The organism is Cupriavidus sp. 01L415 (genome assembly GCF_056400065.1).
The window spans coordinates 1-22,344 of the sequence record NZ_JBFTSP010000007.1 but is presented as its reverse complement, the minus strand read 5'-3'; the positions used below and the strand labels follow the sequence as shown (position 1 = coordinate 22,344).

Genomic DNA, 22,344 nt, shown 5'->3' with positions numbered 1-22,344 from the left:
GTGACAAGGGAAGCATCTTGAAGTGGGGTGTCAAAAGCACCCTACGGGTGCCATTCCGGAAGATTCCGAGCCGGACACCGCGCCGTCGCCGGCGCGGTTCCTGCCGCGCGGCTTACTGGACGGGGGGCTTCCCGCCGGCCGTGTTTGGAGGAATCTGGTAGCTCCAGGTCTCGCTGAGCACCTTGTCGCCGGTCATCAGTGCCTCGCGCATCTCCACCACCTTCTTCGGATCCTTGACCCGGATCCGCAGTGTCACGCGATAGCCCTTGGTCACCGGGTTGGGCTGCAGCACGTTCTCGATGACCTCGGCGTTGTCGCTGACGCTGTACACCGCGCGCACGGGCGCATTGGCCGGCAGGCTGGTCAGCACCGGGCCTTCGAAATCGATCACGAAGCCCAGGCTGCCGTCGAGGTGACGGATCAGGTTGGCCTGCATGATCTCGCCGGCCGTACGCAGCGTCTGCTTGACCCAGGCCAGGTCCTTGCTGAAGACGCCGCGCTCGTCCATGGTCCAGTGCATCGTGTAGTCCGCCTTGATCGGCTGGCCTTTCGGCGGCAGCTGGTCAGGCGTCCAGAAGGACACGATGTTGTCGTTGGTCTCGTCGGGCGTGGGAATCTCCACCAGCTCCACCTTGCCCTTGCCCCAGTCCCCTTGCGGCTCGATCCAGGCGCTCGGGCGCAGGTCGTAGCGATCCTTCAGGTCTTCATAGCCGGAGAAATCGCGCCCCCGTTGCAGCAGCCCAAACCCACGCGGGTTGTTCACCTGGAACGTGCTGATGGCGACGTCGCGCGGGTTGTTCAGCGGGCGCCACAGCCATTCGCCGTCGCCGGTATGGATCGACAGCCCGTTGGAGTCGTGCAGCGCGGGGCGGAAGTTGTTGGCATCGCGCTGCTGGTTCGGCCCGAACAGGAACATGCTGGTCAGCGGTGCGATGCCGAGCTTGGTGACCGGCCCGCGCATGAACACGCGCGCCTGCACCTTCAGGATGGCGTCCTCGCCGGGATAGAGATCGAACCGGTACGCCCCGGTGGCATTCTTCGAATCGAGCAGCGCGTAGAAGACCAGGTGCTTGTCCTGCGGATTGGGACGTTCGATCCAGAATTCGCGGAAGGCCGGAAACTCCTCGGCCACCGGCAACCCGGTGTTGATGGCCAGGCCGCGACTGGACAGGCCGTAGATCTGCCCCTTGCCGATGACGCGGAAATAGCTGGCGCCCAGCACGCTCATGATTTCATCGAGCTTGTCGGCGCGATTGATCGGATAGAGCACGCGGAAGCCCGCGTAGCCGAGCCGGCTGGTGGCGGCGCGGTCGAGCTTCAGGTCCCCGAAATCGAATCGCGCCGGCTCGTACTTCATTTCATTGACCGCATTGCCGACGATCTCGTTGATCCGCACCGGCGTGCTGAAGTGCATGCCCTGGTGGTAAAAGCCCAGGCGGAACGGCGTGCCCTGATCCTTCCACTCCATGTTGTCGACCCTGGGCTGGATCTTGATGTAGTCGGCAAACTGCATCTGGGCGAATGCCGGCGGCAGGTTGCTGACCGGCGCGGCATAGGGCTTGTCCGCCAACACCTTGGCACGCGAGGTCACGTCGTCGAGTGAAAATGCGCTGGCCTGGCCGGCGCCCAGCAGCGCCGCGGCAATCGCGAATGCCGGCAAGGCAAATTTCATCTTGTTACGAAACGACACGGCGAAGATGGCAAGAACCACGAATCCCTCCAGGAAAAACGAATCAAAAACAGGCTGACACGCCACAGCAGCCGAAGTTGCCAGTGTATGGCGCTACACTGCGGGCGCAGTCCACAAAAATAACCGATTTCGCCTGACGTGCCACCCGGCGCGTCCGACGACAGCCGGCAGGACCCGAATCCCCGCACCATTGCGGGGCCACGTTCGGCGTCACGCCTCTTGGGACCACTACCACATGCGAATGCTTTCTACGCTGGCCGTCGCGGCCAGCCTGGTTTGTACGGCGGGGCTTGCCGGCGCGGCCCCGGCGCCGATGGGAGACAAGAACGCGTTCATCACCGACCTGATCGGCCAGATGACGCTGGAGGAAAAGATCGGCCAGCTGCGGCTCATCAGCATCGGGCAGGACATGCCCCAGCCGCAACTGATCAAGGAGATCGCGGCGGGCCGCGTGGGCGGCACGTTCAACTCCGTCACGCGCGCGGACAACCGGCCGTTGCAGGACGCGGCGGCCCGCCAAAGCCGCCTGAAGATTCCCATCTTCTTTGCCTATGACGTCGTGCACGGCCATCGCACCGTCTTCCCGATCAGCCTCGGGCTGGCGTCGAGCTGGGACATGGGCGTCGTGGAACAGGCCGCACGCATCTCCGGCCTGGAAGCGAGTGCCGACGGGCTCGACGCCACCTTCGCGCCGATGGTCGACATCTCCCGCGACCCGCGCTGGGGCCGCACGTCGGAGGGCTTTGGCGAGGACCCCCACCTGGTCTCCCAATGCGCCAGGGCCAGCGTGAAAGGTTTCCAGGGCGCTTCGGCGGCCAATCCGCAAGGCGTGATGGCCTTCGTCAAGCACTTCGCGCTGTATGGCGCCGTGGAGGGCGGACGCGACTACAACACGGTGGACATGAGCCCGCAGCGCATGTACCAGGACTACCTCCCGCCCTACCGCGCCGCCATTGACGCTGGCGCAGGTGGCGTGATGATCGCGCTGAATTCGGTCAACGGCGTGCCGGCCACCTCCAACACGTGGCTGCTGCGTGACCTGCTGCGCAAGGAATGGGGATTCAAGGGCGTCACCGTGAGCGACCACGGCGCGATCGACGAACTGCTGCGGCACGGCGTGGCCAGCAACGGCCGCGAAGCCGCAAAGCTGGCCATCCAGGCCGGTGTCGACATGAGCATGGCCGATTCCCGCTACCTGGAACAGCTGCCCGGACTGGTGAAATCGGGCGACGTGCCCGTACGCCTGATCGACGACGCGGTGCGCGAGGTGCTGGGCGCCAAGTACGACATGGGCCTGTTCCAGGACCCGTACCGCCGTATCGGCAATGCGGCCGGGGATCCGGCCGACGTGAACGCGGAGGCCCGCCTGCATCGCGCCGAGGCCCGTGCCGCGGCGCGCAAGTCGCTGGTGCTGCTGGAAAACCGCAACCAGACGCTGCCGCTGAAGAAGTCTGGCACGGTCGCCGTGATCGGTCCGATGGCCGACGCACCGATCGACATCATGGGCAGCTGGTCCGCGGCCGGCAAGGCCACGCAGTCGGTCACGCTGCTGCAGGGCATGCGCGACGCGCTGGCCGGCAACGGCAAGGTGGTCTACGCGCGCGGCGCCAACGTGACCGACGATGAAAGGGTGGTGGGTTACCTGAACTTCCTGAACTGGGACAATCCGGAAGTGGTGCAGGACAAGCGGTCCCCGGGCGACATGATCGCGGAAGCGGTGGAAGCGGCGCGCCAGTCCGACGTCATCGTGGTGGCCGTGGGGGAATCGCGCGGCATGTCCCATGAGGCATCGAGCCGCACGAGCCTGTCGCTGCCCGGCAGTCAGCAGACGCTGCTCAAGGCACTCAGGACCACGGGCAAGCCGCTGGTGGTGGTGCTGATGAACGGCCGCCCGCTGACGGTGAACTGGGAGAAGGAGAATGCCGACGCGCTGCTGGAAACCTGGTACGCCGGCACCGAAGGCGGCCACGCCATCGCCGACGTGCTGTTTGGCGACGAGAATCCGTCGGGCAAGCTGCCGATCTCGTTCCCGCGCTCGCTCGGCCAGATCCCCACGTACTACAACCACCTGCGCATCGGCCGGCCGTTCACGCCGGGCAAGCCGCCCAACTACACCTCGCAGTACTTCGAGGAAGAATCGGGACCGCTCTACCCGTTCGGCTACGGCCTGAGCTACACGACGTTCAGCCTGTCCGACATCACGCTGTCCGGCCAGACGATGCCGCGCAACGGCAAGCTGACCGCGAGCGTGACGGTGAAGAACACCGGCCAGCGCGAAGGCGAGACGGTCGTGCAACTGTATGTGCAGGATGTCACGGCGTCCGTGGTGCGGCCCGTCAAGGAGCTGAAGGATTTCCGGAAGGTCATGCTCAAGCCCGGCGAGTCGCGCGTGGTGACGTTCCCGATCGATGAAGACAAGCTGAAGTTCTTCAACGCCAGGCTCGAATACGCGGCGGAACCAGGGGACTTCAATGTCCAGATCGGACTGGACTCCGAGTCGGTGCGGCAGCAGCGCTTCGCGCTGCAATGACACGGTGGCGCAGGCGGGGCCCGGCGGGCCCGCCCTCGCGCTGTCAGCGGTTGCCGTCGAGCAGGTCGTTGAGGATCTCGTCAAACACGGACTGGGCGTCTTCCAGCCCCTGCAGGGCGGCATCGAAGGTCTGCAACGCGATCTTCGACGGCTTGCCGCTGCCCTCCGGCGGATACTGGCTCTGCAGCGCGGTGAAGGCCACCTGCACCTGCCGCGTGGCACTGACCAGCCGCTCCATCGCTTGCGCCTCCTCGGCGCGCTTTTGTCCATCGTCCATGCAAATGGCCCCCCTTGTTGGCCCGGCGGCCGGACGGCCGCATGTTACTGTGAGGCATATCGTACAAGAACTCGCGCAGGCCCGGCCCGGTCGAACGCCGTGACGCCACCTTTTGGATTAGGCTCAATAGAGCCGGCCCACACTTAGCAGCGCCCCATGCCTTCCCTCGCCCGCAAGACGATTGCCGTCACCCTGCTGACCGCCGGCAGCTTTGCCTGCTACTGGACCTACCTCACCGTCAACCAGGAACGCCTGCTGTTCGATGCCCGCCGGCGCCCGCCGCGCGACCTGCCCGACGGCATCGTCGCCTATTCGCACACGGTGCCGGGCGGGCTGTTCCGCGGCTACGTCTATCACGCGGACCACGTCGGCGTGCGCGACCTGCTGTTCTACCTGCCCGGCCGCGGCGAGGACGTGCTGGACACGCTGCAGTTCGTGAAGTGGCTGCCGGCCGGCATGGGCTTTGCCACGTTCGACTATCGGGGGCTTGGCCATTCCGACGGCATGCCTTCCGAGGCCGCCGCCGTGGCCGATGCCAGCCAGTTCCTGCTCCATATCCGCCGCGCCTTTCCCGGCGTGCGGGTGCACGTGGTGGGCCGCTCGCTCGGCACCGGCGTGGCCATCCAGCTGGCGGACCTGCAGGATTTCGAAAGCCTGCAACTGATCACCCCCTATGACTCCCTGCTCGAGATCGTGGGCAAGCGCTTTCCGCTGGTGCCGCTGCGCCAGCTGATGCGCCACCATTTCGACTCGATCTCCCACTGCAAGAAGGTGGTCCAGAGTACGAAGGTCCTGCTTGCGGAATCGGATGACGTGGTCCCGCACGCATGCTCCGAACGGCTGATCGCCGCGTGGCCCGGCCCGGTGGCGCTGCAGACGATTGCCGGCACCGACCATTTCTCGATCGTGGAACGGCCCGAGACGTGGCACGCGCTCTGCGAATTCGCGCGGCAAGTGCCGCATCATCCGCCCGAGCGCGTCCGCAAGGCGCCACCCGAAGATCACACCGAGGCTGGCGTGCCTTTGCCGCTCCCCGCCGCGCGGTAGAATGCGCGCCATGAAACGAATCGCAGTCAAGGCCGCCGGCATCGCCGCCGCGCTGGCCGCCGCCGGCGTGCTGCTCGCCGGCTTTGCCGCCGTGATCAGCCTCCGGCAGCTCCCCTCCGTCGATGCCCTGCGCGACTATCGCCCCGACGTCCCCCTGCGCGTCTACACGAGCGACGACGTGCTGATCGGCGAGTTCGGCACGGAGCATCGCGAGTTCATCCCGATCGAGCGCATGCCGAAGCCCATGGCCAACGCGCTGCTGGCCGCCGAGGACGATCAGTTCTACAACCACGTCGGCGTGGACGTGCCCGGCCTGTTCCGCGCCGCGCTGGCCAATCTCGGCGAAGGCTATGCGCAGGGTGCGTCGACCATCACGATGCAGGTGGCGCGCAACTTCTACCTGTCGCGCGAAAAGACGCTGGCGCGCAAGTGGTATGAAATCCTGCTGGCCTGGCAGATCGACCGTTCGCTGCCCAAGGAGCGCGTGCTCGAGCTGTACATGAACCAGGTCTACCTGGGCGAACATGCCTACGGCTTTGGCAGCGCCGCGCAGGCCTACTTCGGCAAGCCGCTCGCGTCGCTGTCGCTGGCCGAGACCGCGATGCTGGCCGGGCTGCCCAAGGCGCCGTCCACGATGAACCCGGTGGTCAACTATCCGCGCGCCAAACGGCGGCAGGAATATGTGCTGGGCCGGATGCTGGCGCTGGGCATGATCACGCAGGATCAGTATCGCGACGCCCGCGCCGCGCGCCTCATCGTCTCCGGCGACACCAATGGCCGCTTTGCCGGCCATGCGGAGTACGTGGCCGAACTCGCGCGCCAGCTGGCACATGACCGCTTTGGCGATGACGCCTACACGCGTGGCATCAACGTCTACACCACGGTGTCCTCCGTCCGGCAGACGCTGGCCTATGACGCGGTGCACGCCGGCCTGGAACGCTACGGCAAGCGCCATCCGGGTACGAACCTGGCGGCGGCCGCCTTGCCGCAGGCCGCGCTGGTATCGCTCGATGCCCGCACCGGCGCCATCGAGGCAATGGTCGGCGGCGCCGACTTTGCCGCCAGCCGCTTCAACCACGTCACGCAGGCCCAACGTCAGCCGGGCTCGACGTTCAAGCCGTTTGTCTACTCGGCCGCACTGGAACGCGGGATCTCGCCCGGCACGCTGATCAACGATGCGCCGCTGGATGATCCGCGCTGGCAGCCCTCCAACGACGACAACCGCTTCGTCGGCCCGATTACCGTGCGCCAGGCGTTGGCGGAGTCCCGCAACCTGCCCGCCATCCGCACGCTGCAATCCATCGGCATTCCCTACACGATCGACCACGCCGGCAAGTTCGGCTTCGCCACCAGGCGCCTGCCGCCCTACTTGGCGATGGCGCTCGGCACGGGCACGACCTCGCCGCTGCGGCTGGCGGCCGCCTACGGCGTGTTCGCCAACCACGGGCATCGCATCGAACCGTACCTGATTGCAAAAATTACCGACGGCGATGGCCATGTGCTCTTCTCCGCCAGCACCGAGGCCGAGCCATCGCGCGTGATTTCGGAGCGCAACGCGTTCGTCATGAACAGCCTGCTGCAGAGCGTGGTGGACGAAGGCACCGGGGCCGGCGTGCGCCGCTATCTGCGCCGCGAGGATGTGGCCGGCAAGACCGGCACGACCAACGACGCCGTCGATGACTGGTTTGCCGGCTACGCGGCGGAGGTCGTGACCGTGGCCTGGATGGGCTTTGACGACAACCGCAGCCTGGGCCGGCGCGAATTCGGCGCCACCACGGCGCTGCCCATCTGGGCCGCGTATATGGAAGGCCGGCTGGCCGGCGTGCCCGAAGCCGATTTCCCCGCGCCGCGCGACCTGGCAAGAATGAACAATGACTGGGCCTATGCCGAGAACGCCGATGGCACGCACGGCATCGTCGCGCTGGGCTTCCCGCCCCCAGGCACGGCCACGGACAGCCCGGCTGTGCCCGGCGGACCTGGTGGGGTAGCGACCCCGGCCGCCGCCGTCTCGCCCGCGCCGGACCCGACGCCGCGCAACGGCGCCGCCGGGCCGCTCTGATCCCTCGCGTTGATCTGTCGCCCTGATCCGTTGCTTTGAACCCTCGCTTTGAACCCTCGCCTTGAACCCGCCCTCTTCTTTCGATGCCCGCTGATAACGCAACGCTGATCTGGAGCGTAGCGGCCACTGCCACCGCCGGTGTGCTGCTCAGGCCGTTCCGGCTGCCGGAAGCGTTCTGGGCCATGGCGGGCGCCATCCTGCTCTGCGCGGCCGGGCTGCTGCCGTGGAGGGAGGCGCTGGCCGCCGTCGCACGCGGCAACGACGTCTACCTGTTTCTGGCCGGGATGATGCTGATCTCGGAACTCGCCCGCAAGACTGGACTGTTCGACCACGTGGCTGCGCTGGCCGTGCGCAGCGCCCGCGGCTCCGCAAGACGGCTCTTCGTGCTGGTCTATGGCTTTGGCATCGCGGTTACCGCGTTCATGTCGAACGACGCCACCGCGGTGGTGCTGACGCCGGCCGTGCTGGCCGCCACGCGTGCGGCGCGCGTGAAACATCCGCTGCCATATCTCTATGCTTGCGCGTTCATCGCCAACGCCGCCAGCTTTGTCCTGCCGATTTCCAATCCGGCCAACCTGGTGCTGTTCGGGGACCGGATGCCGCCGCTGGCAGGCTGGCTTGCGCGCTTCACGCTGCCGTCCGTGGTGGCCATCGTGATGACATTCGTGGCGCTGTACTGGACGCAGCGCGAGGCGCTGGCCGAGCGCATCGAGGATGATGTCCCCGTGCCACCGCTGACGCTGCAGGCCTGGCTGACGACGGCCGGCATCGTGCTGACCGGGGTGGCGCTGCTGACGGCGTCACTGCGCGGCCAGGACCTGGGCTGGCCCACGATCCTCGGCGGCGTGGCCACGCTGGCCGCCGTCTGCGCCACGCAGCCGCGCCTGCTGGCGCCGGCACTCAGAGAAGTGCCATGGGGCGTCCTGCCGATGGTGGCGGGCCTGTTCGTGCTGGTGGCCGGGCTGGAGCGCACCGGCCTGGTCGGCCACCTCGCCCATTGGGTCGGCACGGTGTCCGCGCAGGCCGGATCGGCTGGCGTGGTGGGCGCGGGCGTTGCCGGCGTGGTGGTCGGCCTGGTCAGCAACGTGGTCAACAACCTGCCGGCCGGCCTGCTCTCGGCATCGGCGCTGGCCGCCGGACACGCGTCGGACACCGTCACGGCTGCCGTGCTGATTGGCGTCGACCTGGGGCCGAACCTGTCCGTGACCGGATCGCTGGCCACGCTGCTCTGGCTGACCGCGCTGCGCCGGGAAGGCCATGCCATCGGCGCGGGCACGTTCCTCAGAACCGGCGCGATCGTGATGCCGCTGGCGCTGCTGCCGGCACTGGCCGTCCTGCGCTGACCCTCGCTGACCCTGGCGCGGCGGCGGGCCCGCCCCGGTTGTAGCGCCCTCCCATCTGCCATATAGTGAAGCACCGCGCACCGCACCGGCGCCCCACCGGGCCCGGCCGTGCCCGCTCACCATCGCCAGCGGCCACTCATGTCACACAAGGATCATTCCGGCGAGGGCTCGCACCCGCCGCATTCGCCCGTCACCAGTCCGGTATCGGACCGCATTCGCGCCCGTATCGAGGCGGCCGGCGAACGCTTCCACGCCAACGACAACATTGCGCGCTTCATCGAGCATGGCGAGCTGGATGACCTGCAGGCGGAAGTCCAGGCACGGCTGGAAGACGTGCTGCGCACACTGGTGATCGACGTCGACCAGGACCACAACACGCGTGAAACCGCCCGGCGCGTGGCCAAGATGTATCTCAAGGAAATTTTCGCGGGCCGCTATGCCAAGGCCCCGGAAGTGACCGAATTCCCCAACGTGGAACAGCTCAACGAATTGATGATCGTGGGCCCGATCCGCGTGCGCAGCGCCTGCTCCCACCATCTCTGCCCGATCATCGGCAGCCTGTGGGTCGGGGTCATGCCGAATCGCCACTCCAACCTGATTGGCTTGTCGAAGTACGCGCGCATGGCCGAGTGGATCATGTGCCGGCCGCAGATCCAGGAAGAAGCCGTGGCCCAGATCGCCGACCTGCTGCAGGAGAAAATGAATCCGGACGGACTGGCGATCGTGATGGAGGCCGAGCACTTCTGCATGCACTGGCGTGGCGTGCGCGACACCGATGCCAAGATGACCAACAGCGTCATGCGGGGCTCCTTCCTCAAGGACGACAAGCTCCGCCGCGAATTCCTGACGCTGCTCAACCTCAACCGCCGCTGACGAGGAAAGCCGATGCTAGTTCGCTTGCTTTATGCCAGTCGCGCCAGGGCGCCGCTGGATCCGGCCACGGTAGATGCCATCCTGGACACCAGCCTGGAACAGAATCCGCGTCACGGCATCACGGGTGTGCTGTGCCACGGCAACGGTGTCTACCTGCAGGCGCTGGAAGGCAGCCGCGAAGCGGTGTCGCGCCTGTTCCTGAACATCGGCCAGGACAAGCGGCATCACGACGTGATGCTGCTGCACTACGAGGAGATTGCCGAGCGGGCGTTCTCGGGCTGGTCGATGGGGCGCGTCAATGCCGGCAAGATCAACGCCGCCACGCTGCTGAAATACGCCGCGCAGAGCGAGCTCGACCCCTACCGCATGCCGGGTGCGGCATCGCTGGCCTTGCTCAAGGAACTGATCGCGGGGGCGTCTATCGTCGGGCGCAGCCCGGAACGTGGCCGACACTAGCCGACAGGCGCCCTGCGTGGCGAATGTGGTGCGCTAGGCGGACACCTGGCCAAACAGCCCGCATTCCAGATCGCTCTCGAACTCCTCGATCCATGTGGTACCGGGCCCCGCGTCGTAGACGCTTTCCGCGCCCGTGCGCTGCCTGCGAACCATGACCTGGCGGGACGACGTGCCATTGACGTCGGAAATCTCGAACTCCTGTGACGTAAGACCGACCTGCATCAGCAGGGCCTCCACGTCTTGACGCTCATTTACGGGAAAGTCAGGGAATTGACGATGTGCCATGGTTCACCTCCGTCCGGCATAGGACAACGGGCGTGGCAGATACACGCGCGCGCGCACAGCATGCCACTAATTTTGCATGGACGTGTCGCACCATAATTGACCCTGACAGGCACGCATGTATTGGGGCACGCGACGCCCCCGTCGGGGCGGATTTTCCCGGTGGCCCACACACGGCGGGCAAATCATGCGGCCGGCCATCGGCTCCCCCCATGGGTTCCCCACATCACATCACATCCATGACATCGCCGGGACGTCGTGCATTTCATGGAACGACGATGGACCCCCTGCCTCGCTGCCCGTAGTGTCTAAAGTCGCTTCGACGTTTTTTTTCTAGACAAAGCAGCGCGGAGCCTGGAAGTCGATAACGCCGCGGACCATTTCGCGCATCGCCAGAATCAATGGCCGAGTGTCATCACGACGCCATTGCACGGCGTAGTGAAGAGGCTCGAGCGCGTCGCTATCCGGCAAAATTCGAAGCGCCCCTCGCTCAACAAGCGCATCAGCCCAGAGTCTTGGAACAAAGCCGAAGCCAAGCCCCTCAACTAGCATACCGACCACAGCTCCCCAGCTATTGCACATCAAGCGGCGGCCAACCATGAGTTCTCGATGAGCCAGCCATTGGTCGAGCACCCGGGTTCCACCCGCACCAACGGGGAGCGTCAGCAAGGTCTGCTCTCCCATGAGTACCCGCGGGTCGTCAGTGCCAGCCAAATCGAGGAACGACTGGCTGGCGGCCCACGCAAAATCCACCTGACCAATGCGCTCGGCCGCCAGGCTGCTCCGAGTTGACGGTCCAGCCAGCACACCGATGTCCAGTTCCCCATCATGGAGGCGCTGCTCAAGGACCTGCCCGATATCGACATGCGGCTCCAGCAATAGGCCCGGGTGGCGTGACGATACTTCACGCACGAGCTTGGGCAGCCAGGTCAGGCCACTAAGCTCTCCCAAGCCGATACGGCATCGTCCAATCAAGCCGTGACGCTGCCCTGCCGATTGCTGCAGCTCTGCGGCGGCGTGCAGCATCGCGCGAATCTGCGGCAGCATCTGCTCGCCCTGGGCGGTCAACTCCGCGCTCCGCCCACTGCGGTCGAACAGCTCCACGCCCAACGACGCTTCTAGTTCGGCAATCCGTTTGGAGAGCGATGAGACCGACAGGTGAACACGCTCCGCCGCCACCGTGAAGTTGACGCAAGTTGCCGCCCAGTAGAAAGCCTCAAGTTGCTTAAGAGTCATGGCGTGCCCTATCGGTCGATGGTCGATATTTTCCAAAAAGTGAAATTATATCTTCGTTATTTTTCGCTTTTATCGTTGCTTACAGGTTGCTAGATTGGCTCCAACCCATCGCCATCGCTCCCATGTCAGCCGCTCCCATCGACGACGCCTCACAGAACTCTGCACTTCAACCCCGCGGCAAGCAGACGGGTGAAGCAGCATCGAGGGCACTTGACGGTGGAAAGGCAGCTTGGCTCAAGCAGCGAGTGTTGTCGCTGAAAGACTTCGAGCCTTTGGCTCGCAAGCGTTTGCCCAAGCCGCTGTATGCCTACGTGAGCGGCGCGGTCGAGGACAACATCTCCTTGGCTCAAAACCGACAGTCGTTCGAGGACATCGCACTGCGACCACGCGTGCTGGTCGGTGTCTCGACTCGCGACCTGAGCTTTAGCCTGTTCGGCCGTCAATACGCCGCGCCGTTCGGTCTGGCCCCGATGGGCATCTCCGCCCTATTCGCGTACCGCGGGGACGTCGTCATGGCACAAGCGGCCTGCCAGGCGTCCGTACCGGCCATCATGAGCGGCTCGTCGCTGATTCGGCTCGAAGAAGTCATGGAAGCCGCGCCTGGGACCTGGTTCCAGGCCTACCTGCCCGGTGACATGCGCCATATCGAAGGATTGCTGGCACGCGTTGAAGCGGCCCGGGTCGAGACGCTAGTCATCACCGTGGACACGCCGGTCGCGGGCAATCGCGAAAACAACGTGCGCGCGGGGTTTTCCACGCCGCTACGGCCAAGCGCTGCCCTTGCCTGGCAAGGCGTCACACATCCCCGCTGGCTGCTCGGTACCTTCGCCCGAACCCTGCTGCGCCATGGCGTGCCGCACTTCGAGAATGCCTACGCCCATCGCGGTGCCCCCATCGTCTCGCGCAACGTGGAGCGGGACTTCTCGGACCGCGCGCATTTCACCTGGGACCACCTGGCCACCATCCGGCGCCGCTGGCGGGGGCAGCTTGTCGTCAAGGGCATCCTGACCGCAGAAGATGCGCGGCTGGCTCATCAGCACGGCGTCGACGGCATCATCGTCTCGAACCACGGTGGCCGGCAGCTGGATGGCGCCATTGCGTCAATGCGTGCCCTGCCCGAAGTCGTCGACGCCGTCCCGCAACTGCCCGTGATGCTCGACAGTGGCGTGCGTCGCGGCACCGATGTCATCAAGGCGCTCGCACTGGGTGCACGGTGCGTCTTCATCGGGCGGCCATTCGCCTATGCGGCGGCGGTCGGTTCCCGCCAGGGCGTCGCACACGGCATCAGCTTGATGCAAGCCGAGATTTCTCGCGACTTGGCCATGCTGGGCATTACCCGCGTGACGGACGTTGATACGCATTGCATCCGGCGTCCGCCTTTGAATTGAGTTGCAACCATCCAATGATTCCAACAGGCCCCTTACGGCCGACACAGGAGACAAGACAATGACCTCGCCGCACGGCTTTCGCATTCATCCGCATCCCGCACACCTTGTCAGTTCCTCGCTGATGGAGCGGTACCGGAATTTCCCGGTCGCCAATGTCAGCGACGCGATGAGCCGCACGACCGGAACCAGTCAGCTGCGCCCGTTCCACCGCCGCGACGGCAACCTGGTCGGACGCGCGCTTACCGTTCGCACGCGTCCTGGTGACAACCTCATGGTCCACAAGGCCATTGACCTCTCGGGTCCCGGTGACATCATCGTGGTCGATGCAGGTGGCGGGGGACCCAATGCAATCATCGGCGAGATTATGCTGGCGCTCGCCATCTCGCGAGGTGCCGCCGGCTTTGTAATCGATGGCTTGATTCGCGACAGCGACACGATTGGCAAGGAGCCCCTGCCTGTTTACGCGCGCGGTGTCTCGCACCGTGGTCCCTATAAGGATGGCCCAGGTGAACTCCACGTACCGGTCTCCATCGACGGCATGGTGGTCCGGCCTGGCGACCTGATTATTGGCGATGGGGATGGCTTGCTGGTCGTTCCGGCCGAAGAAGCCGAAGCGATTGCGGTCCGGGTGGAAGAGGTACAGCGAATGGAAGCCGGCATTCTGGAATCGATTGCACAAGGCCGTGCGGACCGTACGTGGGTGGACCGCTCGCTGGCTGACAAGGGGGTACTGTGAGCCAGTCCGTTCCGGCAATGCGCCAGGTCGTGCGCTTCGACTACTGGCTGGACCCTGCCTTTAACCGCATCGTTGGCGAAGCAGCCGGCGTCAGCCTGCACACTTGCCAGCGCGAAGGCGCTGATGAGGAGGCATGGGCACACCTGTCCCAGGCGCACGTGTACCAAATCACGGCTGCCAAGGATGAGCTGCCCCGCCACTGGTTCGTTACCGCAGAGCTGCTTGCGCGTTGCCCGCATCTCCTCGCAGTGTCATCAAGCGGGTCTGGCTGCGACACGATTGATATCGATGCCTGTACAGCAGCGGGTGTTGCCGTAATGAACCAGGCCGGCGGAAACGCCGATTCCGTTGCCGAGATGGCGGTAGGACTCATGCTTTCGGTCATGCGACGCATCCCCGAATCCGACCGCCGCATGAAATCGCATACCACCGGAAGCCGCGAAGACCTGATGGGCCACGAGCTCCGCGGGCGCACGCTGGGTCTGGTCGGGGTCGGACATGCGGGAAGCCGTGCGGCGGCACTTGGCCGTGCCTTCGGCATGCGCGTGATTGGCTATGACCCCTATCTCGATAGTGCAGAGATGGCCAAGCGAGGCGCCGAGTTTGTCTCGTTCGACGAGTTGTTGCGCACTGCCGATATCGCTTCGCTGCACTGCCCGCGCGACGCCAGCACATTGGGCATGATGAATGCCGAAGCCTTCGCAGCAATGCGTCCCGGAAGCGTCTTCGTTAGTACCGCACGCGGCGGCATTCACGATGAGGCCGCACTGTATGCGGCGTTGTCTAGCGGACACCTCGCCGGTGCCGGTTTGGATGTTTGGGACCAGGAACCTCCGCCGCCAGGCCATCCGCTTTTGACGCTTGAGAACGTCGTCGCCACCTTCCACACAGCGGGAGTTACGCATGACGCTCGTCGCAGGAACGCTACGCTGGCCGCCACGCAAATCGTGGACCTGCTCGCAACTGGCGAGAAGCCCGAGCGCCTTGTGAATCCCGAAGTCTGGCCCAGAGCGAGGCAACGAATGGAAGCTGCTTTGCTCGTTGCCGCGAACTGACCAAGCAATTTCCACAACAATACGCCAGCCACATGAGGGCCGGTGAGGAGACAAAACCATGCACCACAATCCCGACTCCCGTCGTCGGCGTCTTTCCGTTTCACTTTCCGCCTGCGCGCTCGCCGGCGTAGTGGGCTCTCTGGCGCCAGTGGCATCCATGGCCGAAGCTGCAGCGTGGCCAAATCGACCCATCGAGATGATTGTCGCGTACGCTCCGGGCGGCGGCACTGACCTGGTTGCCCGCCTGCTCGCCCGACATCTCGAGAAGGAGCTTGGCGCAACCATCGTCGTCCAGAACAAGCCTGGCGCGGGTGGCGCCATTGGCTTTGCCGAGCTAGCGCGTGCTACCCCGGACGGCTACACCATCGGCTTCATCAACACGCCGAACCTGCTGACCATTCCGATTGAGCGCAAGACAACGTTCACCTGGAAGAGCTACGACCTCATCGGCAACCTGGTGGATGACCCGGGCGCATTCACTGTCAACCAGTCCAGCAACATCGATTCCTTGGCCACGCTGGTGAAGTACGCCAAGGCAAACCCCGGCGCGGTCACGGTGGGCACCACAGGTGTGGGCTCGGACGACCACCTCGCCATGCTGCTGTTTGAAAAGGCGTCCGGTGTAAAGATGACGCACGTGGGCTACAAAGGCGCAGGCGAAGTCCGTGGTGCCCTGGCTGGCCAGCAGATTACGATTGGCGCCATCAACGTGGGCGAGGCCTTGGCCTACCAGAAGGGCGGCACGCCGTTGAAGTTCCTGGGACAGATGGGTGTTTCACGCGCGGTACTTGCGCCGAATGTGTCAACCTTCCGCGAGCAGGGCTACAACATTGAGCTTGCATCTTTGCGCGGACTGGCCGCGCCCAAGGGGCTGCCGGAGCCAGTAAAGAAGAAGCTTGTCGACGCCATGGCGAAGGTTGCCGCGGACCCGCAGTTCAAGCAGCAAGCTGACGCCATGTTTGCACCGCTGCGCTACCTCGCCCCTGCTGCGTACGCGGCAGAACTCGAACCCGGTGAGGCGAGCTTCCGTCAACTGTGGAAGGAGATGCCATGGCAGGAAAAGTAAGCCGGCTTCTTCGGATTGCAGCTGGCGCCACGATTCTCGCCAGCTCGACGCTTCTGTCGGCGCAGACGGCGCTGCCACCTGGTGCGATTACCATGGTCGTCGGATGGCCTGCCGGCGGCCCGTCGGATGCCGTGGCCCGTCTGGTGTCAGCGCAAATGTCCAAGACGCTGGGGCAGTCCATCGTCATCGACAACCGTGCTGGGGCAGGCGGCAACATCGGCTCGGATATCGCCGCCCGCGCGAAGCCCGATGGCAGCACCATCATGCTCGCCACCGCGACCTCTCACGGGCTCAATTCCGCGCTGTATAGCCGGCTCAACTACGACCCGATAAAGGACTTTTCGCCGATTGGCCTGATTACCACCTCGCCAGGCGTGATGCTCGTTCCCAAGGACTCACCGTATCGTTCGGTTGCAGAGCTTGTTGCAAAGGCACGCGCTCAGCCTGGTCAACTGAACTATGGTTCCGGTGGAGTCGGCTCAAGCCAGCATCTCGCCGGCGCAGTCTTCAGGAAGCTCGCCAACGTGGACGTGGCACACATCCCCTTCAAAGGCACCGCCCCTGCAATGACCGACCTGATGGCCGGCCGCGTCGATTTCATCATCACGACGGGAGCGCTACCTTTCATCCGCTCTGGCAAGGTTCGTCCGCTTGCCGTGGCCGCACATCAGCGCCTACCTGCGCTTCCCGACGTGCCAACATTCGACGAAGCCGGTGTGAAAGGGTTCTATACCGACTCTTGGTATGGGCTGGTGGCGCCAGCGAACACTCCGCGGCCAGCACAGGAGAAGTTGAACGCAGCGCTGAACCAGGCTTTGCGAGACCCCGAGCTGCAACAGCAGTTCTCGGAGCAAGGTTCACTGCTGGTCAAGCCGATGGGGGTGGATGAGTACTGGGCCTTCGTCAAGAAGCAGATGCCTATCGCTGCAGAGCAAGTTCGTATCTCCGAGGCAAAGGCGGACTAGGGAAGCACAGTAAGCCACTCCCACCACCAATGACTAGAGAGCGCTACACTCGGCGGGAGATAAAGTTGGACCGCAACCGAGCGCAACAAGCTTCAAACAAGGCGACAAGAGCAAAGCTATCTGCCCGCATTGTGGAAAGCTCGTGGGCACGACCTTCGTTCGCAGGGATGTTCCCTTCAGTGACGGCAAAGGGACTGCGAAGAACATCCTCGTCACCCTATGCGACGTCTGCGGCCAAGTCGTTGCGACCCCTGCGGAGTCTACGGCGGCTATTCGTAAGGCTCGGCGATAGGGACTGCCAAGCACGGAATCTCGATGCGACACCATGAGTGGCAGGCTGAAGCGTTGTCGTAGTTGAGGCTGTCACCGAAGACGAATGGGACTGACCGGACACGCCGGTGCACGGCTCCTGGAAGTAGCAAAGCGCGGCACCAAACTGAGGCGTTCCGTGCATCGATTGTCTTGAGCACCGGTTCTCGATATATTGTTCGCACCATGACTCCTCGGGGAGCCCCCCTATGAGCATATACGTCGCGCACGACCGAGCCAGCGCTATCGAGCATATCAATACTCGCACTGACGGTACGGTCGACCTGGACTATGAGACTGCGTGGGAGGACGCCCTCGAGCTCGGGCGCCTTGGACAGCAATGCGGCGTCGACGTGCAATACAGGACCGTCGAACACATCTCAGTGGAAACTGCGGAGGCTCTCGCCCGAGGACTTCGCGGTGAGAAGTGCACTTTTCGGCAGCGCTACCTTTACTGCCGGTTCGACTTGACTGCACTGTCTGAGGAAAACCTGAGTGAGCTAGAGGCACTCGCCATTGAGCATGGCGATTACATTTTGCCTGGGCATCTGCAACAAGAAGCCACTCTCCTTTGGAAGTAGATGTTCTCTGGTTCGGAGCAGCCACAATGCCGTTAAAGCATTGGAAAAAACGTCTTATCGCAGAGACATCTGACACACGAGCTGCTGCTTTGCGAAGCAGCGCACATCCCCGAAGAAGGTAGCAAATCTACCTAAGAGCAATCCCTACGGGCGAAACGGCCCAAGCAACCGTAGCATGAAAGGACGCACGCTCGAAGGAGTGCCTTATGCGCCCATATCATGCAACCGAAAAGGATTGGCCCGAGGTAGAGGCGCTTTTGAACGCCTCCTCCCTATCCATCGAGGGAGTACACAAACACATCGCACAGTATTTCATCGTCCGCGATAACGCCGGACTACTCGGGTGCGCTGGTGTGGAGCGGTGCGATACGACAGACGTACTTCGAGCGCTTGCTGTTGCGCAACGAGCAAGGTCAGCGGGGTTAGGGGAACTGCTGATTTCTGCTGTTGTCGCTGACGGCCGGCGACAAGGCGTCGAGTCAATTGTTCTGCAAACAAAGACCGCCTCGCAGTACTTCGCGCGCCTAGGGTTCACTCCCACTTGTCTCGCAGCCCTGCCCCCGATTGTCCGTCGCTCGAGCGAGTTCAATCGCGATGACGGCGACATCGGTATGCTGATGCAGATTCGCTTGTGAATGAGAAGCTAAACTTGCAAATCGATTGAGGGTATCGAATGAATTCGCTCCAATCTGTACGGTTCGGCACTCTGATTCGCCGCAGACGGAACAGCAACGACTACTCCCAACTTTCGTTTCCAGCCAGTCGTCCATGGACTTGCCTGCAATCCAAATGCGGTTTGATTCCGACGGGTTCGCCTGAAAGGTCTTCTCGTCTATTTCGTTGACCTCCAGCGTTGGCTCGATGCCCAAAGGACGAAGTGCTTCGGTTACACCCCTACGACCCTCACAAGGTCGGCAAGCGCTCGAAACATTCAAAGCGCGCAAATGGTGGCTTCACTTCGGTAATTTTGAGCCCTTCCACCAGCGCTGCTGACATGCCTTCGCTCAACCAAGCGCACATTTCGGCAAGCTGCTCTGGCGACCCCTGCAACATTGTCTCTACGGACTCGTCCATGCGGTTGCGGACCCATCCTGTAACGCCCAGTTCCACGGCGCGACGTACGCACGCCTCTCTATAGCCGATACCCTGCACTCGACCATGGATGCGTACCAGCTGCGTCTCAAGCGGCCCGTCGGTGCCATCTGCTTGCATGAGAGTTCTCCCACACTTAGCTGCCCCGGCCTCGCGCTTCAGTGAAGCGGCCCGGCCGCAATGGCATGTTTGCGGATCGTTTCCCACAGGGCTTTTCCTGGAGATGTCCAGGAACACCCTTCCCCGAATGAGCCTGGTGCTGCAGCAGGGCGGTACGAATGAATGCTCCTCACACACCGCCATGTAGTCATCGAGTGGCGTGTCCGTAGCCTGGACCTATCCTCTTGGAAAACACGCAATTACCGGCGTGACCTCAAGCGTCTGTCCGCCTTCGATTTCGGCCCTGCAGTGGCTCCCGCGCTGACCGGCAGACTTTTTCTCGCGTACGAACTAAGTCTTGCTCTCCACTGACTGACCGCCAGCAACCGCTAGTTGCCTGTCCAAACGTCGAAGACGCACAATCATTTCCTTTTCAGCCTGCTTGTCGCCATGGTCCTTCGCGGCTTCGATTCCCTTCTGAAAGGCTACACGCGCCTTCGCATCTTGGCCGAGGTCCACGTAAAGAACTCCGAGGGCTCGCCAAGCACCCGAATAGTGCGGGTCTAACTCGGTGGCTTTGACCAGATGGGGAACAGCAGCAGCCAACTCTCCTTGTTGCTGATACGCCAGTGCAAGCGTGACTCTGAGCAGAACGGAGTCCTGGCCAGCGGCGAGTCGTCGCTCCAGCGGTGCTATCGAGAACTTTGGCATGGTCATGGCTTTCGCCGTCTACGCCCGACGTGCTTGCAGCGGACCTACAACCTAAGCTCGCGCTGCGACTTCGCTTCGACGCCTGAGCAAATGAAGAGAACGTGGTCGGCGAAAACGCGAGCTGCGCGACCAGGACCTCGACGCGAGGGCCGCCACGGGCAGGACGACGATTGCTGGAGACTTATCACCAACCACGCTTTGCGGGGCGGAACGCGGACAACGCAATTCAGTGCGTGACCGATATCACCTGCCCAGATATGTCTTCGAGAACGCATTTCTGATAGACCTGTGCGACCACCGCCGCCCGGACGCCTTTGGCGGGGTCGCGTCCCATTGCTTCCAGCGTCTCCCACACCCATCCGGGGCTGACGACATTCACGCGAATTTTGCCTTGCAATTCAAGCGCTGCTGCCCGCCCGAACGCCTCGATACCGGCGTTCACGGTACTTACCGCTGCGCCACCAGGCACTGGATGCTGCGCGAGGGTGCCACTGGTGAGCGTGATTGACCCGCCCTGGGTGATGTACGGAACCCCACAACGGACAAGATTGACCTGCCCCATCAGCTTGTTGGCTAGGCTGAATGCAAAATCATCGTCAGTCAGGGCGTCCAGTGGGGCGAATCTCGCAGTACCTCCTACGCAGGCTACGGCGTCAACCGTGCCCACTTGTTTGTACATCGCCAGAATCGATTGCTTGTCGGAGATGTCCACGGAGACCACCGGCGAGCTACGACTGACCCCTACCACGTCGTGTTCCTCTGACAATAACGCCATAAGTTCTTTTCCAAGGAGCCCTGTGGCTCCAATGACCAGTACGCGCATACGTCCCCCTGATAACACATGATGGGAAGTAGTGAACGGCCCTCAGTACGCAGCCCCTTATTCAAGGCGAATTAGCCTCGCGGATAGGATACGCCTTGCCGCAACTGCGCGGAGAGTGGGCACTAGGGTACCAGCCGACAAGGAATGCCTGCATCCACGCAAGCAGTCACCCTTAGATACCCGCAACACGACCGCACCAACGCCAGCACCGCCGACGAACCGCGCAGCATGGGCGCCTGGGGCTGTGGCGGGCAAAGGAGCCCGTCTTTCAAACGCATGATATGCAGTTGACTGTACATCTTGTGCATCGACGCCCCCCCCAACAGAACATGAGCCCCAAACCAGCCAAGAATTGGCGGCGAAAGTCCCGCTACCGCTAAGCGCGGTCAACCTTCTGCAAATTTCGGCCGTTTCTCGATTGCTACTACCGCGATTCTGTTGTGGGCCGCAGCATACTGCAATGCGTAAGCACGAGCGCCCTGAAGCCGCATGCGGGCATCTAATGGTCTGCCTAGCGCTCTCTCAAGGTTCGGCCGCCATGCAAAGTGCATTAAGTAACGCATTGCAGCGCAGCGTGCCTTCCGGTCGATTCTGACAATTGTTGGGTTCCTCTGGAGCGCAGCCGCAGACAGAACTGGGGGGATTGATGGAGGGGGACATGAAAAGCAAAAATGAGCAGTCGCTGCGTTTTCAGGTCGACAAATGGCTCGCACCTGGCCCCATGACGTCGGTCCACGTAGTGGAATTCAGCCGCACCCTCTCGGGCCGGCATCGCTACGTATGCGTCGAGACCGCGCAACCGGCCGGTTTGCGCGCGTTATTTTTCTTTCGGCACGATGACGGGTGCTGGCGCGTGTTTCCGCCCGCGGCCGAGAGGCCGCCAATGAGCACGGACAATCTCTCGTTGTGAGCAGTCATTCCTAGCTCGTGCCAAACAGACCACGCAGCAACCTCGTGCGCACTTGATGACCCCCGGTCTCTCGGCGGGCCCATCATGTACGCAAAATATCGGCGATTGAGCACGGAAGTCCGGCAACAGAGGTGACCTCGCGTGGACTAGTTTCTCGCTGGGCATCTGAAGTGGAAAGTTTCTACTAGTCGCTCTGCCACCGCTTCGCCGCAGTCAAACACGTAGGGCAAGATACCCGGGGGTGCAAGTCCAACCCTCGTGCGGACCGGTGCTCACCACCGGTTTGGCGCAAGCGTCTGCACAGCGTATCGCCCGCCACACATATCAGCCGCCCATCACGAATGGCCTGCTTTAACAGGACATGAACATCGCGGTTGGGCTCGTCCTGGGTAGGCACTTTCGAGCCATTTCTCGAGTCATCCGCAACGATACCAGGCACCCACCGAACTGGAATCGCCAAACTCGCATTGAATGTAAGCGCTTGAGTACGAAGACGCTCCTCACTTTCGTGAAGCGCGACTCGGGCTGCAACTTCCCTCTCTGTCTTCGCTGCTCGAGCACGGTCGACATCCTCTGCCTTAGCATCGACAAACACCCCATTGGAATGCTGCCAAACTTCGAGCAAAGTACCAGAGGCAAGTGTGACTGCGTCCGTTCCGCTTGACAGCTGCAAGCTGACTATCTCCAGCCGCTCCCCATCCAGCGTTACCTGATTGTTTTCGACAACTACGCGCCCCCTATGTTCGGCGGCTAGCCATCGAGGGTCGACCGTTGAGACCAACCGCAACTGGTAGATATTCATAAGACTATCCCCGC

Annotated in this window: 21 protein-coding genes; 13 read left to right on the top strand and 8 right to left on the bottom strand. The window is 63.3% G+C overall.

Translation table 11 applies throughout. The annotated features are described in order from the left end of the window. Positions 1–112 precede the first annotated feature (112 nt). A complete protein-coding gene (locus tag AC1DOX_RS14025; protein WP_441617241.1) occupies positions 113–1,672 on the bottom strand; it encodes a glucan biosynthesis protein G in 1,560 nt (519 codons plus the stop codon). 259 nt (positions 1,673–1,931) lie between these two features. On the opposite strand from AC1DOX_RS14025, the gene bglX reads away from it, so the two are divergent. Next, entirely contained in the window at positions 1,932–4,220 is a 2,289-nt protein-coding gene (gene bglX / locus AC1DOX_RS14020; RefSeq protein WP_441617239.1) for a beta-glucosidase BglX, read from the top strand. Between the two features lie 43 nt (positions 4,221–4,263). On the opposite strand, the gene AC1DOX_RS14015 is transcribed toward bglX, so the two are convergent. Next, a complete protein-coding gene (locus AC1DOX_RS14015) occupies positions 4,264–4,497 on the bottom strand; it encodes a hypothetical protein (RefSeq protein ID WP_092137476.1) in 234 nt (77 codons plus the stop codon). Positions 4,498–4,653: 156 nt separating this feature from the next. On the opposite strand from AC1DOX_RS14015, the gene AC1DOX_RS14010 reads away from it, so the two are divergent. From AC1DOX_RS14010 to AC1DOX_RS13990, 5 genes are all read left to right on the top strand, one after another. Beyond that, a complete protein-coding gene (locus tag AC1DOX_RS14010) occupies positions 4,654–5,544 on the top strand; it encodes an alpha/beta hydrolase (protein WP_441616958.1) in 891 nt (296 codons plus the stop codon). Positions 5,545–5,554: 10 nt separating this feature from the next. Next, the gene (locus AC1DOX_RS14005; protein ID WP_441616956.1) at positions 5,555–7,603 is read left to right on the top strand and encodes a penicillin-binding protein 1A; all 2,049 of its coding nucleotides are present in this window, start codon (positions 5,555–5,557) and stop codon (positions 7,601–7,603) included. Between the two features lie 83 nt (positions 7,604–7,686). Beyond that, positions 7,687–8,946, top strand: a complete 1,260-nt coding sequence (locus tag AC1DOX_RS14000; protein ID WP_441616954.1) for an arsenic transporter — start codon at positions 7,687–7,689, stop codon at positions 8,944–8,946. Positions 8,947–9,084: 138 nt separating this feature from the next. Continuing rightward, positions 9,085–9,819: a GTP cyclohydrolase I gene (gene folE / locus AC1DOX_RS13995; RefSeq protein ID WP_441616952.1), complete on the top strand. Its 735-nt coding sequence runs from the start codon at positions 9,085–9,087 to the stop codon at positions 9,817–9,819. Between the two features lie 12 nt (positions 9,820–9,831). Continuing rightward, positions 9,832–10,275, top strand: coding sequence for a BLUF domain-containing protein (locus AC1DOX_RS13990; RefSeq protein ID WP_441616950.1), 444 nt, complete (start codon positions 9,832–9,834; stop codon positions 10,273–10,275). A gap of 33 nt (positions 10,276–10,308) precedes the next feature. On the opposite strand, the gene AC1DOX_RS13985 is transcribed toward AC1DOX_RS13990, so the two are convergent. Continuing rightward, positions 10,309–10,560 (bottom strand): hypothetical protein, encoded by a 252-nt coding sequence (locus AC1DOX_RS13985; protein ID WP_441616948.1) that lies wholly within the window; start codon positions 10,558–10,560, stop codon positions 10,309–10,311. 330 nt (positions 10,561–10,890) lie between these two features. Then, on the bottom strand, positions 10,891–11,793 hold the full coding sequence (locus AC1DOX_RS13980) for a LysR family transcriptional regulator (protein WP_441616946.1): 903 nt from the start codon (positions 11,791–11,793) through the stop codon (positions 10,891–10,893). Between the two features lie 113 nt (positions 11,794–11,906). Here AC1DOX_RS13980 and AC1DOX_RS13975 point away from each other — a divergent pair, with 113 nt between their 5' ends. The 6 genes from AC1DOX_RS13975 (at position 11,907) to AC1DOX_RS13950 (ending at position 18,528) form a co-directional block, all read left to right on the top strand. Further along, the gene (locus AC1DOX_RS13975; protein WP_477114038.1) at positions 11,907–13,181 is read left to right on the top strand and encodes an alpha-hydroxy acid oxidase; all 1,275 of its coding nucleotides are present in this window, start codon (positions 11,907–11,909) and stop codon (positions 13,179–13,181) included. A 58-nt stretch (positions 13,182–13,239) separates the two neighbouring features. Then, a complete protein-coding gene (locus AC1DOX_RS13970) occupies positions 13,240–13,917 on the top strand; it encodes an RraA family protein (protein ID WP_441616944.1) in 678 nt (225 codons plus the stop codon). A 17-nt stretch (positions 13,918–13,934) separates the two neighbouring features. Then, positions 13,935–14,972, top strand: coding sequence for a hydroxyacid dehydrogenase (locus AC1DOX_RS13965; protein WP_441617235.1), 1,038 nt, complete (start codon positions 13,935–13,937; stop codon positions 14,970–14,972). Positions 14,973–15,030: 58 nt separating this feature from the next. Next, on the top strand, positions 15,031–16,038 hold the full coding sequence (locus tag AC1DOX_RS13960) for a tripartite tricarboxylate transporter substrate binding protein (protein WP_441616942.1): 1,008 nt from the start codon (positions 15,031–15,033) through the stop codon (positions 16,036–16,038). Next, positions 16,023–17,003 (top strand): Bug family tripartite tricarboxylate transporter substrate binding protein, encoded by a 981-nt coding sequence (locus AC1DOX_RS13955; protein ID WP_441616940.1) that lies wholly within the window; start codon positions 16,023–16,025, stop codon positions 17,001–17,003. The genes AC1DOX_RS13960 and AC1DOX_RS13955 overlap by 16 nt, the downstream gene beginning before the upstream one ends. Before the next feature lie 1,096 nt (positions 17,004–18,099). Beyond that, positions 18,100–18,528 carry a GNAT family N-acetyltransferase gene (locus AC1DOX_RS13950; RefSeq protein WP_441616938.1) on the top strand — a complete coding sequence of 143 codons (429 nt, stop codon included), beginning with the start codon at positions 18,100–18,102 and terminating at the stop codon, positions 18,526–18,528. Here the strand turns inward: AC1DOX_RS13950 and AC1DOX_RS13945 are convergent. From AC1DOX_RS13945 to AC1DOX_RS13930, 4 genes are all read right to left on the bottom strand, one after another. Next, complete coding sequence (locus AC1DOX_RS13945; RefSeq protein ID WP_441617233.1) at positions 18,418–18,828, bottom strand: DUF2703 domain-containing protein; 411 nt, start codon at positions 18,826–18,828, stop codon at positions 18,418–18,420. The genes AC1DOX_RS13950 and AC1DOX_RS13945 overlap by 111 nt on opposite strands. Then, entirely contained in the window at positions 18,797–19,105 is a 309-nt protein-coding gene (locus AC1DOX_RS13940) for an acylphosphatase (protein WP_441616936.1), read from the bottom strand. Before AC1DOX_RS13940 ends, AC1DOX_RS13945 begins: the two co-directional genes overlap by 32 nt. A 330-nt stretch (positions 19,106–19,435) precedes the next feature. Then, positions 19,436–19,801 carry a tetratricopeptide repeat protein gene (locus AC1DOX_RS13935; RefSeq protein ID WP_441616934.1) on the bottom strand — a complete coding sequence of 122 codons (366 nt, stop codon included), beginning with the start codon at positions 19,799–19,801 and terminating at the stop codon, positions 19,436–19,438. Between the two features lie 220 nt (positions 19,802–20,021). Then, the gene (locus AC1DOX_RS13930) at positions 20,022–20,618 is read right to left on the bottom strand and encodes a short chain dehydrogenase (RefSeq protein WP_441616932.1); all 597 of its coding nucleotides are present in this window, start codon (positions 20,616–20,618) and stop codon (positions 20,022–20,024) included. A gap of 658 nt (positions 20,619–21,276) precedes the next feature. Between AC1DOX_RS13930 and AC1DOX_RS13925 the strand changes: the two genes are divergently transcribed. After that, positions 21,277–21,528, top strand: coding sequence for a hypothetical protein (locus AC1DOX_RS13925; RefSeq protein WP_477101411.1), 252 nt, complete (start codon positions 21,277–21,279; stop codon positions 21,526–21,528). Positions 21,529–22,344 lie beyond the last annotated feature (816 nt).